General features: G+C 71.4%; 12 protein-coding genes. All 12 read right to left on the bottom strand.

Annotated elements, in window-relative coordinates; genetic code table 11:
- Nucleotides 1-438: 438 nt before the first annotated feature.
- The 12 genes from OG521_32905 to OG521_32850 all read right to left on the bottom strand — a co-directional run bounded on the left by OG521_32905 (nt 439) and on the right by OG521_32850 (nt 15672).
- Nucleotides 439-2598, bottom strand: a complete 2160-nt coding sequence (locus OG521_32905; protein WUW25299.1) for a primosomal protein N' — start codon at nt 2596-2598, stop codon at nt 439-441.
- A 349-nt stretch (nt 2599-2947) separates the two neighbouring features.
- Entirely contained in the window at nt 2948-4156 is a 1209-nt protein-coding gene (metK, locus tag OG521_32900) for a methionine adenosyltransferase (GenBank protein WUW25298.1), read from the bottom strand.
- A gap of 240 nt (nt 4157-4396) precedes the next feature.
- Nucleotides 4397-5599 (bottom strand): bifunctional phosphopantothenoylcysteine decarboxylase/phosphopantothenate--cysteine ligase CoaBC, encoded by a 1203-nt coding sequence (coaBC, locus tag OG521_32895; GenBank protein ID WUW25297.1) that lies wholly within the window; start codon nt 5597-5599, stop codon nt 4397-4399.
- 158 nt (nt 5600-5757) lie between these two features.
- The gene (gene rpoZ, locus OG521_32890) at nt 5758-6030 is read right to left on the bottom strand and encodes a DNA-directed RNA polymerase subunit omega (GenBank protein WUW25296.1); all 273 of its coding nucleotides are present in this window, start codon (nt 6028-6030) and stop codon (nt 5758-5760) included.
- A 104-nt stretch (nt 6031-6134) separates the two neighbouring features.
- A complete protein-coding gene (gene gmk / locus OG521_32885) occupies nt 6135-6752 on the bottom strand; it encodes a guanylate kinase (protein WUW25295.1) in 618 nt (205 codons plus the stop codon).
- 38 nt (nt 6753-6790) lie between these two features.
- Nucleotides 6791-7114 carry an integration host factor gene (locus OG521_32880; protein WUW25294.1) on the bottom strand — a complete coding sequence of 108 codons (324 nt, stop codon included), beginning with the start codon at nt 7112-7114 and terminating at the stop codon, nt 6791-6793.
- Between the two features lie 245 nt (nt 7115-7359).
- Complete coding sequence (gene pyrF / locus OG521_32875) at nt 7360-8199, bottom strand: orotidine-5'-phosphate decarboxylase (GenBank protein WUW25293.1); 840 nt, start codon at nt 8197-8199, stop codon at nt 7360-7362.
- Entirely contained in the window at nt 8196-9305 is a 1110-nt protein-coding gene (locus tag OG521_32870; GenBank protein ID WUW25292.1) for a quinone-dependent dihydroorotate dehydrogenase, read from the bottom strand. Before OG521_32870 ends, pyrF begins: the two co-directional genes overlap by 4 nt.
- Nucleotides 9306-9361: 56 nt before the next feature.
- The gene (gene carB / locus OG521_32865; GenBank protein ID WUW25291.1) at nt 9362-12670 is read right to left on the bottom strand and encodes a carbamoyl-phosphate synthase large subunit; all 3309 of its coding nucleotides are present in this window, start codon (nt 12668-12670) and stop codon (nt 9362-9364) included.
- Nucleotides 12663-13805: a glutamine-hydrolyzing carbamoyl-phosphate synthase small subunit gene (carA, locus tag OG521_32860; GenBank protein ID WUW25290.1), complete on the bottom strand. Its 1143-nt coding sequence runs from the start codon at nt 13803-13805 to the stop codon at nt 12663-12665. Before carA ends, carB begins: the two co-directional genes overlap by 8 nt.
- Nucleotides 13802-14389: a hypothetical protein gene (locus OG521_32855; protein ID WUW25289.1), complete on the bottom strand. Its 588-nt coding sequence runs from the start codon at nt 14387-14389 to the stop codon at nt 13802-13804. The genes carA and OG521_32855 overlap by 4 nt, the downstream gene beginning before the upstream one ends.
- Nucleotides 14386-15672: a dihydroorotase gene (locus OG521_32850; GenBank protein ID WUW25288.1), complete on the bottom strand. Its 1287-nt coding sequence runs from the start codon at nt 15670-15672 to the stop codon at nt 14386-14388. Before OG521_32850 ends, OG521_32855 begins: the two co-directional genes overlap by 4 nt.
- Nucleotides 15673-15674: the final 2 nt, after the last annotated feature.

Raw genomic sequence — 15674 nt, 5'->3', positions numbered from 1 at the left:
CGCGAATGCCCGGTGGGTGGGGGTGGGGGCCCTCCGGGGCGTCTCCTCAAAAACTGGCGTGGCAACCGGAGACGTTGCGGGGGCCGGGTAGTACGCCATTTTTCTGCGGGGACCCCCCTGCACGCCCCCACCCACTCTCGCGTGCGTCTGAACCCCGGCGGTACGAACGCCGCAGACGCTCGGCGGCCGGGTCCGGGGCCGTGCAGGGGAGTCCCCGCAGGACGACGAACGGATACCGGGGTCCTTCGCGTGGGACTGGAAACGTTCGTCGTTTGAGGAGACGCCCCGGAGGGGCCCCGGACCCCCACCCACCGGGGAACGGCGCCCCCGGGTCGCGGAGCACCCGCACCCAAGCCCGTCGAGGGGGTCCCCCCATGCCCTTAAGGCTATGGGGGAGATTGAGGACGGAACCCTCGGCCCGGACCGGGGCGCACACCGTCACCCGATATCCGGCGGGTCCACCCGAATCCGCACCGCGCCGCCCGACGCGCCCGCGCCGCCGCCCCGGGACATCCGCGCGGCCTGTGCCGCCTTCAGCGCGGCCGCCAGTGCCGCCCCGCTGCCCGGGGGCACCCTGATCAGGGCCCGCTCCCAGGTCTCGCCCGCCGGTGCGTCGAAGGGTCGGCGGGGCCGTCCCGGCTCACCGCCCTGGACCGGCACGGGCCCGAGCACCTGGGCGTCCGGCGGGAGCTCGGCCGCCGCCAGGAAGCCGGCCAGCGCCTCGGGCGCTCCCGTCACCGACGCCATCCGGGACACCGGCGGGAAGCCCAGCTCGGCCCGTTCCGCGAGTTCGCGCCGCGCGTGTCCGACCGGGTCCCAGCGCACCAGGGCCTGCACGGGCCGCAGCGTCGGCTCGGCGACGATCACCACCGTGCCGCCCTCCGGCTGCCCGCGCACCAGCGCGGCGGCGGCCGTCCAGCGGCGCAGGGCCTCCTCGCCCGCCCGCAGGTCGGGCCGGCCGACCATCGCCCAGCCGTCCAGCAGCAGCGCCGCCGCGTACCCGCCTTCGGCGACCGGCTCCGCCCCCGGTGTGCTGACCACCAGCGCGGGCTGGTCCGGCACGGAGTCCAGGATGTGGTCGCGGCCGGACGTGCGGACCGGCACGGCGGGAAAAGCGCGGCCGAGCTCCTCCGCGGTGCGCCGGGCGCCGACGATCTGGGCCCGCAGCCGGCGGGAGCCGCAGGCGACGCAGTGCCAGGACGTCTCGGACCGTCCGCACCAGGTGCAGTTCAGATCCTGCTGGTCGGGCGCCTCCAGCGGTCCCGCGCAGTGCCGGCACCTCGCCGGTTCCCGGCAGCGCTCGCAGGCCAGTCGCGGGGCGTAACCCCGGCGCGGCACCTGGACCAGCACCGGTCCGGTGCGCAGCCCGTCCCGCACGGTCTGCCAGGCCAGGCTGGGCAGCCGGGCGGCCCGGGCGGCGCCGTCCCTGGCGAGCTCGCCGTCGCCGACGGTGCGCACCAGGGGCGCCGCGGTCCGCAGCTGCTCCCGCTCGGCGCGCAGCGGCAGCGCCCAGCCGCTCTCGACCAGTTGCGCCGCCTCCACGGTGCAGCTCGTGCCGCCGAGCAGGAAGCCGCACCTGCTGTGCGCGGCCCGCAGTTCCAGCACCTCGCGGACGTGCGGGAAGGGGGCGTTGTCGTCGCTGTGGCTGGAGTCCCCGTCGTCCCAGATCGCGACCAGGCCGAGATCGGCCACGGGGGCGAACATCGCGGCCCGGGTCCCGACGACCGCCCGGACGGACCCGCGCCGCACGGCGAGCCACTCCCGGTAGCGCTTCTCGGGTCCGGAGCCGGCGGTCAGCAGTGCGTGCCGGCCCTCGCCGAGCAGGGCGGTGAGGGCGGCGTCGACCCGGCCCGCGGTCCGCCCGTCGGGGACGACGACCAGGGCGCCGCGTCCCGAGGCGAGGGTCGCCGCGACGGCCGAGGCGATCTCCTGCGGCCAGTGGGGGCCGGGCAGCGCCGTCCACACGGCCCTGGGCGCTCCGCCGCCGGCCAGCGCCGACAGGAAGGCCGGTCCCTGTCCGTACCGCTCCCAGGTCCCGGGCGTTGGTGGCGGGGGCGGCGGCAGCGGCTGCGGCGACGGCTTCGCCTCGGCCCGGGCGTTCCTCGGGGGCACCGCGAGCTGGAGGACGTCGGCGAGGCTGCCCGCGTAGCGGTCGGCGACGGCGCGGGCGAGGGCGAGCAGCTCCGGTCCGAGGACGGGTTCGGGAGAGACGACGGAGGCGAGCGCGGCCAGCGCCCCGTTGTAGTCGGACTCGGCCAGCCGCTCGACCAGGAAGCCGTCGATGAGCCCGCCGCCCTCACGGCGGCCGCCCCGCACGTTGCGCCCTCCGGCGCCGAACCGCACCCGCACCCGCACCCCGGGCCGCGCCTCGGCGTCCAGCTCCTCGGGCACGGCGTAGTCGAAGTACTGGTCGAGGTGCAGGGCCCCCTTGTTGACCAGCACACGGGCGACGGGCAGCTCCCTGGCGAGCGCGGCGCCGCGCCAGGTCCGCGGTTTGGCGCGCGGGACATCGGCCTTGCGCACGGTCTCCCGGATCAGCGCAAGCTGTTCCGGTGCCCCGGCATCGGGCTCGTCGGACCGCTTGTCGTCGCTGCTCACAGCCAAATTCCTACCAGACACCACTGACAGCGGCGCCGTCCCGGAAAGCGGGGGCGGCGCCGCGACGGTCGCGCGACCGGGTGTGGGTCTCCCGAGATCGGATAGGCCGCGGCGGCAGAGAATCCCTTCAACACGGGGCTCACGCCCCGCTCCAGAAGTAGCCGCGTCCTGCGCACCGGGAGGACGTCATCGTAGCCGGGTCCGCGCTCGCTCCGCCCGCGTATTTCCGGCACCGCCCGGGAGGCCGGACGGACATGGGCCGGCCGAAGAACGTCCGGAGCCCGGACACCTGTCTCGGCGTCCGGGCTCCGGCATCCGTACAACGCCCCCGAGGAGGCGACCGGCAGGCTTACAGGCCCGCGGCCTTGCGCAGTGCGTCCACGCGGTCGGTGCGCTCCCACGTGAAGTCGGGCAGCTCACGGCCGAAGTGACCGTACGCCGCGGTCTGGGCGTAGATCGGGCGCAGCAGGTCGAGGTCGCGGATGATCGCGGCCGGGCGGAGGTCGAAGACCTCGCCGATGGCGTGCTCGATCTTCTCGGTCTCGATCGCGGCGGTGCCGAAGGTCTCGACGAAGAGGCCGACGGGCTCGGCCTTGCCGATCGCGTAGGCGACCTGGACCTCGCAACGGGCCGCGAGACCCGCCGCCACCACGTTCTTGGCGACCCAGCGCATCGCGTACGCGGCACTGCGGTCCACCTTCGACGGGTCCTTGCCCGAGAAGGCGCCGCCGCCGTGCCGGGCCATGCCGCCGTAGGTGTCGATGATGATCTTGCGTCCGGTCAGACCGGCGTCGCCCATCGGGCCGCCGATCTCGAAACGACCGGTCGGGTTGACCAGCAGGCGGTAGCCCTCGGTGTCGAGCTTGATGCCGTCCTCGATGAGCTGGCCGAGGACGTGCTCGACGACGAACTCGCGGATGTCGGGAGCGAGCAGCGAGTCGAGGTCGATGTCGCTGGCGTGCTGCGAGGAGACGACGACCGTGTCGAGGCGGACGGCCTTGTCGCCGTCGTACTCGATGGTGACCTGGGTCTTGCCGTCGGGGCGCAGGTACGGGATGGTCCCGTTCTTGCGGACCTCGGAGAGGCGGCGCGAGAGCCGGTGCGCGAGGTGGATCGGCAGCGGCATCAGCTCGGGCGTCTCGTCGCAGGCGTACCCGAACATCAGGCCCTGGTCGCCCGCGCCCTGCTTGTCGAGCTCGTCCTCATCGCCCTCGACCCGCTTCTCGTACGCGGTGTCGACACCCTGTGCGATGTCGGGCGACTGTGCTCCGATGGACACCGAGACGCCGCAGGAGGCGCCGTCGAAGCCCTTCTTCGAGGAGTCGTAACCGATCTCCAGGACCTTGTTGCGGACCAGGGTCGGGATGTCGGCGTAGGCCTTGGTCGTGACCTCACCCGCAACATGCACCAGACCGGTGGTGATCAGGGTCTCGACGGCGACACGCGACGTCGGGTCCTCACGCAGGAGTGCATCGAGAATGGTGTCGCTGATCTGGTCAGCGATCTTGTCGGGGTGACCCTCGGTGACGGACTCCGAGGTGAAGAGACGGCGGGACACATCGCTCCCTGGGGTTGCAGCGGCTGCTGGCTGATCATTTGGCGGACGGCCCGGGAGCTGCGCCCGGTACGGTCCTGGACCAGTTTATCGGTCGGCTCCGGCTGTCGGACAACGTGTCTCGCCCTTTGGGAGATCTGTGACATGCGGCACCGGCGTCCCGAGGCCCCCAAAGGCCGTCCCGGACACCGTCCGTGCCCGTATTGCAAGGGTTCGGACCGCTCGGGCGGCGACACGAGAAATTCACCCGAGACGCGCCGACACGAGGTCCCAGACCGTGTCGGCGAGCGCTTCCTTGGGTCCGTACGGCACCGCGGTCTCGCCGCCGTCGGCCGCGAGCACCACCGCTTCGTTCTCCTCGGAGCCGAAGGTCTTGCGCTCCCCCACCTCGTTGACCACCAGCAGGTCGCAGCCCTTGCGGCGGAGCTTCTCCCGGCCGTTGGCCAGGACGTCGTCGGTCTCGGCGGCGAATCCGACGACGATCTGCCCGGGCGTGGCGCGCTCGGCGGACACCTCGGCGAGGATGTCGGGATTGCGTACGAGGACGATGGGGGCGGGCTCCTGGCCGTCCTTCTTCTTGATCTTGCCCGTCACGTACTGCGCGGGCCGGAAGTCGGCGACCGCCGCCGCCATCACCACGACGTCGGCGTCCGCGGCCGCCTTCAGCACGGCCTCGCGCAGCTGCACCGCGGTGCCCACGTGGACGAGGTCGGCGCCGGAGGGGTCGGGCAGTCCGGTGTTGGCCTCGACCAGCGTGACCCGGGCGCCGCGGGCGACGGCGGTGCGGGCGAGGGCGTATCCCTGCTTGCCGGAGGAGCGGTTGCCGAGGTAGCGGACCGGGTCGAGGGGTTCGCGGGTGCCGCCCGCGCTGATCACGACGTGCCGGCCGGCGAGGTCGGGGGCGACCGGGCCGCGGGCCAGGACGCGGCGGCAGACCTCGAAGATCTCCGCCGGGTCGGGCAGCCGTCCCTTGCCGGTGTCGACGCCGGTGAGGCGGCCGACGGCGGGCTCGATGACGACGGCGCCGCGCCGGCGCAGCGTGGCGACGTTCTCCTGGGTGGCGGGGTGCTCCCACATCTCGGTGTGCATGGCGGGCGCGAAGACGACCGGACAGCGGGCGGTGAGCAGGGTGTTGGTCAGCAGGTCGTCGGCCAGGCCGTGGGCCGCCTTGGCGAGCATGTCGGCGGTCGCGGGGGCGACGACGACGAGGTCGGCGTGCTGCCCGATCCGCACGTGCGGGACCTCGTGGACGTCGTTCCAGACCTCGGTGGAGACCGGGTGGCCGGAGAGCGCCGACCAGGTGGCGGCACCCACGAAGTGGAGCGAGGCCTCGGTCGGGACGACCCGGACGTCGTGGCCGGACTCGGTCAGCCGGCGCAGCAGCTCGCACGCCTTGTACGCGGCGATGCCGCCGCTGACCCCCAGAACGACCTTCGGCTTGTCCACTGCGTCTCCCCGCACTCGGATACGTACGCGCTCCGTACGTCCCCATGCTGCCTCACCGCCGGGGGTGCCGGTCCGTCGCCCCGGGGGGACGCCGTGAGACACCACGGGCCCGGCGGTGGTGACCGCCGGGCCCGTGGTGAAGGTGCCGTGCTTCCTGCTTACTGCGCGGGGCCCTCGATGGCCTCGGAGGTGAGCAGGCCCGCGTTGATCTCGCGGAGCGCGATCGAGAGCGGCTTCTCGTGCACGTGCGTGTCGACGAGCGGTCCGACGTACTCGAGGAGTCCCTCACCGAGCTGCGAGTAGTACGCGTTGATCTGGCGCGCGCGCTTGGCGGCGTAGATCACGAGGCTGTACTTCGAGTCGGTTGCTTCGAGGAGCTCATCAATCGGCGGGTTGATGATGCCCTCGGGCGTGGTGATGGAAGAGGACACTCTCTGCCTTCCGAAGGGGGTGAAGATCAAAGAAATCTTTGACAGTCAGGGGCTTTGTGGCCGGTGCCGCCGTGTCGGTGCGGTGCGTTGCGACGTGATCGCGTTCACTCACCGGTGGCACGGTGGCCGGAAGCCTCCAGCATCAAGGCTAGCAGCTCACGTGCGACATCCTCGACGGAGGTGTTGACAAGGGTCGTATCGAACTCGGATTCGGCGGCCAGTTCGACCTTCGCCGCACCGAGACGGCGTTCGATGACCTCCGGCGCCTCGGTCCCGCGGCCGGTGAGCCGGCGCACCAGCTCGTCCCAGCTCGGCGGAGCGAGGAAGACCAGCTGGGCGTCGGCCATGGACTGCCGGACCAGCCGGGCACCCTGGAGGTCGATCTCCAGCAGCACCGGCTCTCCGGCCTCCAGCCGCTCCTGCACGGCGCGCCGGGGCGTGCCGTAGCGGTTGCCGGCGAACTCGGCCCACTCCAGCAGCTCGCCGTTGGCGATCAGCTTGTCGAACTCCTCGTTGTCCACGAAGAAGTAGTGGACGCCGTTGCGTTCGCCGGGGCGGGGCTTTCGGGTCGTCGCCGACACCGAGAGCCACACCTCGGGGTGGACCTTGCGCATATGCGCGACGACCGTGCTCTTGCCGACCCCCGAGGGGCCGGAGAGCACGGTCAGCCGCGGACGTACGTCCGGGGGTACGGGGGACGTCCCCCGGGATGTTGCAGCCATGGAGCGATTATCCCGGTTCTCAGGAGTGCCTGAGACCGTCAGGCGGCGCTGCCGCCGAACTCACGCTCCAAGGATGCGATCTGGTTGGAGCCAAGACCCCGGACCCGACGGCTCTCGGAGATGCCGAGCCGCTCCATGATCTGCTTGGCACGGACCTTGCCCACACCGGGCAGGGACTCCAGCAGGGCGGAGACCTTCATCTTGCCGATGACGTCGTTCTCCTGTCCCGACTTGATGACCTCGTGGAGGGAGGCGCCGGAGTGCTTGAGTCGATTCTTGACCTCGGCCCGCTCCCGGCGAGCCGCGGCGGCCTTTTCGAGCGCGGCTGCGCGCTGTTCAGGGGTAAGGGGCGGAAGAGCCACGCCTACGTCACCTCGGATGTCGATCTGTCGGATACGGACCGGTGAGGCGACTGGATCGCCCCTCACCTGGTGAGCCGCGAACAACCTGTGCTCGTTGGCTCTCGACGGAGACTAGCGGCCAAGGCCGCCGGAGTCAGCGAGAACAGACGAAAAGTCCTGGTCAGCCTCAGCCGACCAGGACATTCCTGGCATAACACCTGAGTTTTTTGCTCAGGATTCCGTCAACACGCTGTTACGTGACAGTGTCAGCCGTCCGAGACGGCCGCGCGGACCTCGTCCACGAACCGTTCGGCCGCTTCGCGCAGCCCTGACGCGTCCGGTCCGTGGCGCAGCACGCCCCGGCTCACGCTGGGCACCACATTGCGTACCGCGTCCCCGAAGACCCCGGGAAGATCCGCCGGCGTCGCGCCCTGGGCGCCGATGCCGGGCGCGAGCAGCGGGCCGTTGATCGCGAGGTTCACACCCGCGTCGCCGAGCGTCGCCCCGACCACCGCGCCGACCGAGCCGAGCGGGGTCGCGCCCTCGTTCTCCGCGGCCATGTGGTCGAGCATCACCTGCGCCAGCGAGCGGCCGTCCGCCGCGGCGGCGCGCTGCACCTCGGCGCCCTCCGGGTTGGAGGTGAGGGCCAGCACGAAGACGCCCGCGCCGGAGATCGCCGCCGCGTCGAGCGCCGGCCGCAGCGATCCGAAGCCGAGGTACGGCGAGACGGTGACCGCGTCCGAGAACAGTGGCGAGTCCTTGTGCAGGTAGGTCTCCGCGTAGGCCCCCATGGTGGAGCCGATGTCGCCGCGCTTGGCGTCCATCACGACCAGCGCGCCGGCCGCACGGGACTCCTCGACGGCCTTCTCCAGGACGGCGATGCCGCGCGAGCCGAAGCGCTCGAAGAACGCGGACTGCGGCTTGAGCACCGCGACCCGGTCGGCCAGTGCCTCGACGACGGTACGGGTGAAGCGCTCCAGGCCCGCGACGTCGTCGTTCAGCCCCCAGGAGGTGAGCAGGGAGGCGTGCGGGTCGATACCGACGCAGAGCCGGCCACGGGTGTCCATGGCCTGGCGCAGACGTGCGCCGAAGGGTTCCGGGGTCATTTCGCTGCCTTCCGGGTTTCCGCGCCGACCGCGTCGGCGAGGGTGGCGTACGGGGAGGCGGCCAGGCGCGCGGCCAGGCCCTTGTGGATCGCGCGGGCGTAGAACGGGCCCTCGTAGATGAAGGCGCTGTAGCCCTGGACGAGCGTGGCGCCGGCGAGGATGCGCTGCCAGGCGTCCTCGGCGTTCTCGATGCCGCCGACGCCGACCAGGGTGATCCGGTCGCCCACGCGCGCGTAGAGGCGGCCCAGGACCTCCAGGGAGCGCTCCTTGAGGGGCGCGCCGGACAGTCCGCCGGTCTCCCCGGTCAGGGCGGCCGGGGACTTCAGGCCCAGGGTCTCGCGGGCGATGGTGGTGTTGGTGGCGATGATGCCGTCCAGGCCCAGCTCGACGGCGAGGTCGGCGACGGCGTCGACGTCCTCGTCCGCGAGGTCGGGGGCGATCTTGACGAGCAGCGGGACGCGTCGGCCGGAGACGGTCCGGTCGGCCGCCTCGCGCACGGCGGTCAGCAGCGGGCGCAGCGACTCGGTGGCCTGGAGGTTGCGCAGTCCGGGCGTGTTGGGCGAGGAGACGTTGACGACGAGGTAGTCCGCGTGTGCGGCGAGCCGCTCGGTGGACTTCACGTAGTCGGCGGCCGCGTCGGCCTCGGCGACGGCCTTCGTCTTGCCGATGTTGACGCCGACGGTGGTCCGGAAGACCGGGTTGCGGGCCCCCAGCCGCTCGGCGACGGCGGCCGAGCCCTCGTTGTTGAAGCCCATGCGGTTGATGAGCGCGCGGTCCGCCACCAGGCGGAACAGGCGCTTCTTCGGGTTGCCCGGCTGGGGCTCGCCGGTCACGGTGCCGATCTCGACGTGGTCGAAGCCGAGCATCGCCATGCCGTCGATCGCGACGGCGTTCTTGTCGAAGCCGGCGGCGAGGCCGAAGGGGCCGTGCATCCGCAGGCCGAGGGCCTCGGTGCGCAGCTCCTGGTAGCGGGGGGCGAGCGCGGCGGCGACGAAGGTGCGCAGGACGGGGATGCGGGCGGCCAGGCGGATCCAGCGGAAGGCGGCGTAGTGGGCGCGCTCCGGGTCCATGCGCTTGAAGACCAGCTGGAAGAAGAGTTTGTACATCACGGTGTCCTCATGAAGAGGGGGACACCGTTTCCGGTGTCCCCCTGCTGGCTTCTCTAGTCGCGGGCCGCGGTCAGATGCTCCGCGTGTTCCTGGAGCGACCTGACGCCCACGTCCCCGTGGTTGAGTGCGTCGATGCCCTGGACCGCCGCGGCGAGCGCCTGGACGGTGGTGAGGCACGGCACGGACCGGGCGACGGCCGCGGTGCGGATCTCGTAGCCGTCGAGCCGGCCGCCGGTCCCGTACGGCGTGTTGACGATGAGGTCGACCTCGCCGTCGTGGATCAGCTGGACGATCGTCTTCTCGCCGTTCGGGCCCTCGCCCTCGGACTGCTTGCGCACGATGGTGGCGTTGATGCCGTTGCGCTTGAGCACCTCGGCGGTGCCGGAGGTGGCCATCAGCTCGAAGCCGTGGGCGACCAGCTCGCGGGCCGGGAAGATCATCGAGCGCTTGTCGCGGTTGGCGACGGAGATGAAGGCGCGGCCCTTGGTGGGCAGCGGGCCGTAGGCGCCGGCCTGCGACTTGGCGTACGCCGTGCCGAAGACCGAGTCGATGCCCATGACCTCGCCGGTGGAGCGCATCTCCGGGCCCAGCACCGTGTCGACGCCGCGGCCGTGGATGTCGCGGAAGCGCGACCACGGCATGACGGCCTCCTTGACGGAGATCGGGGCGTCCAGCGGCAGGGTGCCGCCGTCGCCGTGCCTGGGCAGCAGGCCCTCCTCGCGCAGCTCCGCGACGGTCGCGCCCAGCGAGATGCGGGCGGCGGCCTTCGCGAGCGGCACCGCGGTCGCCTTCGAGGTGAAGGGGACGGTGCGCGAGGCGCGCGGGTTGGCTTCGAGGACGTAGAGGATGTCCCCGGAGAGCGCGAACTGGATGTTGATCAGTCCGCGGACGCCGACGCCCTTGGCGATGCCCTCGGTGGAGGCGCGCAGCCGCTTGATGTCGTAGCCGCCGAGTGTGATCGGGGGCAGGGCGCAGGCGGAGTCGCCGGAGTGGATACCGGCCTCCTCGATGTGCTCCATGACGCCGCCGAGGTAGAGCTCGGTGCCGTCGTAGAGCGCGTCGACGTCGATCTCGATCGCGTCGTCGAGGAAGCGGTCGACCAGGACCGGCCGGGTGGGGCTGATCTCGGTGGACTCGGAGATGTACGAGGAGAGCCGGGTCTCGTCGTACACGATCTCCATGCCACGGCCGCCGAGCACGTACGACGGGCGTACGAGGACGGGGTAGCCGATCTCGTCGGCGATGGCCTTGGCCTCGGCGAAGGTGGTCGCGGTGCCGTGCTTGGGGGCGGGCAGGCCGGCCTCGGCGAGCACGCGGCCGAAGGCGCCGCGGTCCTCTGCGGCGTGGATCGCCTCCGGGGAGGTGCCGACGACGGGCACGCCGTTGTCCTTGAGCGCCTGCGCCAGGCCGAGCGGGGTCTGGCCGCCGAGCTGGACGATGACACCCGCGATCGGGCCCGCGAGGGACTCGGCGTGCACGATCTCCAGCACGTCCTCCAGCGTCAGCGGCTCGAAGTACAGGCGGTCGGAGGTGTCGTAGTCGGTGGAGACCGTCTCCGGGTTGCAGTTGACCATCACGGTCTCGAAGCCGGCGTCGCTCAGGGCGAAGGAGGCGTGGACGCAGGAGTAGTCGAACTCGATGCCCTGGCCGATGCGGTTGGGGCCGGAGCCGAGGATGATCACCGCGGGCTTGGTGCGGGACGCGACCTCGCTCTCCTCGTCGTAGGAGGAGTAGAAGTACGGCGTCTTCGCGGCGAACTCGGCGGCGCAGGTGTCGACCGTCTTGTAGACCGGGCGGATACCGAGCGCGTGCCGGACCTCGCGGACGACGTCCTCGCGCAGGCCGCGGATCTCGGCGATCTGCGCGTCCGAGAAGCCGTGCCGCTTGGCGTCGGCCAGCAGTTCGGGGACGAGCTTGTCGGCGGCGGCCAGCTCGTCGGCGATCTCCTTGATCAGGAAGAGCTGGTCGACGAACCAGGGGTCGATCTTCGTGAACTCGAAGACCTCCTCCTGGGTGGCGCCGGCCCGGATCGCCTGCATGACGGTGTTGATCCGGCCGTCGGTCGGGCGGACCGCCTCGGCCAGCAGCTCCGCCTTGTCGCCGGGCTCGCCGGTGAAGGCGAACTGCGAGCCCTTCTTCTCCAGGGAGCGCAGCGCCTTCTGGAGCGCCTCGGTGAAGTTCCGGCCGATCGCCATGGCCTCGCCCACCGACTTCATGGTGGTGGTGAGGGTGGAGTCGGCGGAGGGGAACTTCTCGAAGGCGAAGCGAGGGGCCTTGACCACGACGTAGTCGAGCGTCGGCTCGAAGGAGGCCGGCGTCTTCTCGGTGATGTCGTTGGGGATCTCGTCGAGCGTGTAGCCGACGGCCAGCTTGGCGGCGATCTTGGCGATCGGGAAGCCGGTGGCCTTCGACGCCAGCGCCGAGGAGCGGGAGACGCGCGGGTTCATCTCGATCACGATGACGCGGCCGTCGGCCGGGTCGATGGCGAACTGGATGTTGCAGCCGCCGGTGTCGACGCCGACCTCGCGGATGATCGCGATGCCGATGTCGCGCAGCCGCTGGTACTCGCGGTCGGTGAGCGTCATCGCCGGGGCGACGGTGATCGAGTCACCCGTGTGGACGCCCATCGGGTCGAAGTTCTCGATGGAGCAGACGACCACGACGTTGTCGTTCTTGTCGCGCATCAGCTCCAGCTCGTACTCCTTCCAGCCGAGGATGGACTCCTCCAGGAGCACCTCGGTGGTCGGGGAGAGCATGAGGCCCTGTCCGGCGATGCGGCGCAGCTCGTCCTCGTCGTGGGCGAAGCCGGAGCCGGCGCCGCCCATGGTGAAGGAGGGGCGGACGACGACGGGGTAGCCGCCGAGGGTGTCGACGCCCTCGATGATGTCGTCCATCGTGTGGCAGATGACGGAGCGGGCGGACTCGCCGTATCCGATCTTCGCCTTGACGGCCTCGACGACGCCCTTGAAGAGGTCGCGGTCCTCGCCCTTGTTGATGGCCTCGACGTTGGCGCCGATGAGCTCGACGCCGTACTTCTCCAGGACACCGTTCTCGTGCATGGAGATCGCGGTGTTGAGCGCGGTCTGGCCGCCCAGGGTGGGGAGCAGCGCGTCGGGGCGCTCCTTGGCGATGATCTTCTCGACGAACTCGGGGGTGATCGGCTCGACGTAGGTGGCGTCGGCGATCTCCGGGTCGGTCATGATCGTCGCCGGGTTGGAGTTCACCAGGATGACGCGCAGGCCCTCGGCCTTGAGGACGCGGCAGGCCTGGGTGCCGGAGTAGTCGAACTCGGCGGCCTGGCCGATGACGATCGGACCGGAGCCGATGACCAGGACGGACTGGATATCGGAGCGCTTAGGCACGCTGGCCCTCCATCAGGGTGACGAAACGGTCGAAGAGGTACGCGGCGTCGTGCGGGCCGGCGGCTGCTTCGGGGTGGTACTGGACGCTGAAGGCCGGCCGGTCGAGGAGCTGGAGGCCCTCGACGACCTGGTCGTTCAGGCAGACGTGGGAGACCTCGGCACGCCCGTAGGCGGTGTCGGAGACCTTGTCGAGCGGGGCGTCGACGGCGAAGCCGTGGTTGTGCGCGGTGACCTCGACCTTGCCGGTCGAGCGGTCCTGCACGGGCTGGTTGATGCCGCGGTGGCCGTACTTCAGCTTGTACGTGCCGAAGCCGAGCGCGCGGCCCAGGATCTGGTTGCCGAAGCAGATGCCGAAGAGCGGGGTCTTCCGCTCCAGGACGCCCTGCATGACGGAGACGGGGTGGTCGGCGGTGGACGGGTCGCCGGGTCCGTTGGAGAAGAAGACGCCGTCGGGCCGCACCGCGTACACCTCCTCCAGGGTGGCGGTGGCGGGCAGCACGTGCACCTCGATGCCGCGCTCGGCCATCCGGTGCGGGGTCATGCCCTTGATGCCGAGGTCGATCGCGGCGACGGTGAACTTCTTGGTGCCGATCGCGGGGACGACGTACGTCTCCTTGGTGGCGACCTCCGCGGAGAGGTCGGCGCCGCTCATCTCGGGCGCCCGGCGCACCTTGGCGAGCAGCGTCTCGTCGTCGGCGAGGGTGTCGCCGGAGAAGATGCCGACGCGCATGGCGCCGCGCTCGCGCAGGTGGCGGGTGAGGGCGCGGGTGTCGATGCCGCTGATGCCGACGACGCCCTGGCCGGCGAGTTCCTCGTCGAGCGAGCGCTGAGAGCGCCAGTTGGAGGGCACGCGGGCGGGGTCGCGGACGACGTAGCCGGCGACCCAGATCTGCCGGGACTCGGGGTCCTCGTCGTTCACACCGGTGTTGCCGACGTGCGGGGCGGTCATCACGACGACCTGGCGGTGGTACGAGGGGTCGGTCAGCGTCTCCTGGTAGCCGGTCATGCCGGTGGAGAACACCGCCTCGCCGAAGGTCTCCCCCACAGCCCCGTAGGCGCGGCCGCGGAAGGCGCGGCCGTCCTCCAGGACGAGTACGGCGGGAGCTTTGGCGGCTCCCCGGGTGGAGATCGTCATCGTGCGGTGCCTTCCGTAGTGCTGGTGAGGTGGTTGACGGCTTCGACCCAGGCGGGGTGCTCGGCCGAGTGGTCGGAGCGGAATCCGGAGTCGATCAGCTGGTCGCCGAGCGCCCAGGTGATGACCAGGAGTCCGCCCTCGGGCAGGACCTTGCCTGCGAGTGCCTTGTCGGTCCTGGCCTCGCGCAGGTCGGCGGCGGGGACGAAGAAGTCCGCCGCGCCGGGCCGTACGACGTCGAGGCCCTGTTCGGTGAGGGTGAGCTCGACGCGGCTGCGGGTGCCGAGGCCGTGGGCGACGATGCGGTCGAGCCACTGCCCGGCCGTCGTCGAGGCGTGGTAGCGCCCGGTCAGGGTGAGGAGCTTCTCGCCGTCGGCGAAGCCTTCGGGGGTGGTCGCGAGGTCGGAGAGACCGGACTGGAGGCTCCCGCGCCACTTCCATCCCTGGCGCATCAGCCAGTAGACGAACGCGATGAGGACGACCAGTCCGATCACCCAGCTGATGCGGGCGGACCAGTCGGTCACTTCCGCCGACTTCTGCTCGGCGGCCAGGTGGAGCAGCTGGTGGGTGGGGCTGAGTGTTGTCACGCGAGCTTCCCGTCGACGACCGTGGCACGGCCCCGCAGGAAGGTGTGGGTCACTCGGCCCGGCAGCTCGCGCCCCTCGTAGGGGGTGTTGCGGCTGCGGGAGGCGAATCCCGCGGGGTCCACGACTCCACGGTATGCCGGATCGACCAGGGTGAGGTTGGCGGGCTCGCCCTCCGAGACGGGCCGGCCGTGTCCTTCGAGGCGTCCGATGGCTGCGGGGCGCGAGGACATGCGGTCGGCGACACCGGCCCAGTCGAGGAGTCCGGTCTCCACCATCGTCTGCTGGACGACGGAGAGTGCGGTCTCCAGGCCCACCATGCCCATGGCGGCCGCGGCCCACTCGCAGTCCTTGTCCTCGTGCGGGTGCGGGGCGTGGTCGGTGGCGACGCAGTCGATGGTGCCGTCGGCGAGGGCCTCGCGCAGGGCCAGCACGTCGGCCTCGGTGCGCAGGGGCGGGTTCACCTTGTAGACCGGGTTGTAGGACCGGACGAGCTCGTCGGTGAGGAGCAGGTGGTGCGGGGTGACCTCGGCGGTGACGTTCCAGCCCTTGGACTTGGCCCAGCGGACGATCTCGACGGAGCCTGCGGTCGACAGGTGGCAGATGTGCACCCGGGAGCCGACGTGGGCGGCGAGCAGGACGTCGCGGGCGATGATCGACTCCTCGGCGACGGCGGGCCAGCCGCCGAGTCCGAGCTCGGCCGAGACGATGCCCTCGTTCATCTGGGCGCCCTCGGTGAGGCGGGGCTCCTGGGCGTGCTGGGCGACGACCCCGTCGAACGCCTTCACGTACTCCAGGGCGCGGCGCATGATCACCGCGTCGTCGACGCACTTGCCGTCGTCGGAGAAGACCTTCACTCCGGCGGCCGAGTCGTGCATGGCGCCGAGCTCGGCGAGCTGCTTGCCCTCCAGGCCGACGGTGACGGCGCCGATGGGCTGCACGTCGCAGTAGCCGGACTCCTTGCCGAGCCGCCAGACCTGCTCGACGACGCCGGCAGTGTCGGCCACGGGGAAGGTGTTGGCCATGGCGTGGACGGCGGTGAAGCCGCCGACCGCGGCGGCCTTGGTGCCGGTCAGGACGGTCTCGGAGTCCTCGCGGCCGGGCTCGCGCAGATGGGTGTGGAGGTCGACCAGGCCGGGCAGCAGGACCTGGCCCGCCGCCTCGATGACGGTGGCGTCGCCCGCGTCGAGTCCGGTGCCGACTGCGGCGATGGTCTCGCCGTCGATGAGGACGTCCTGGGGCTCGCCGCCGAGGATCTTCGCGCCGCGGATAAGGATCTTGCTCATGG

The organism is Streptomyces sp. NBC_01463 (assembly GCA_036227345.1).
Classification (GTDB): Bacteria; Actinomycetota; Actinomycetes; order Streptomycetales; family Streptomycetaceae; genus Streptomyces.
Note: the sequence above shows the minus strand (reverse complement) of the source record. Positions and strands in the feature narration are given on the sequence as shown.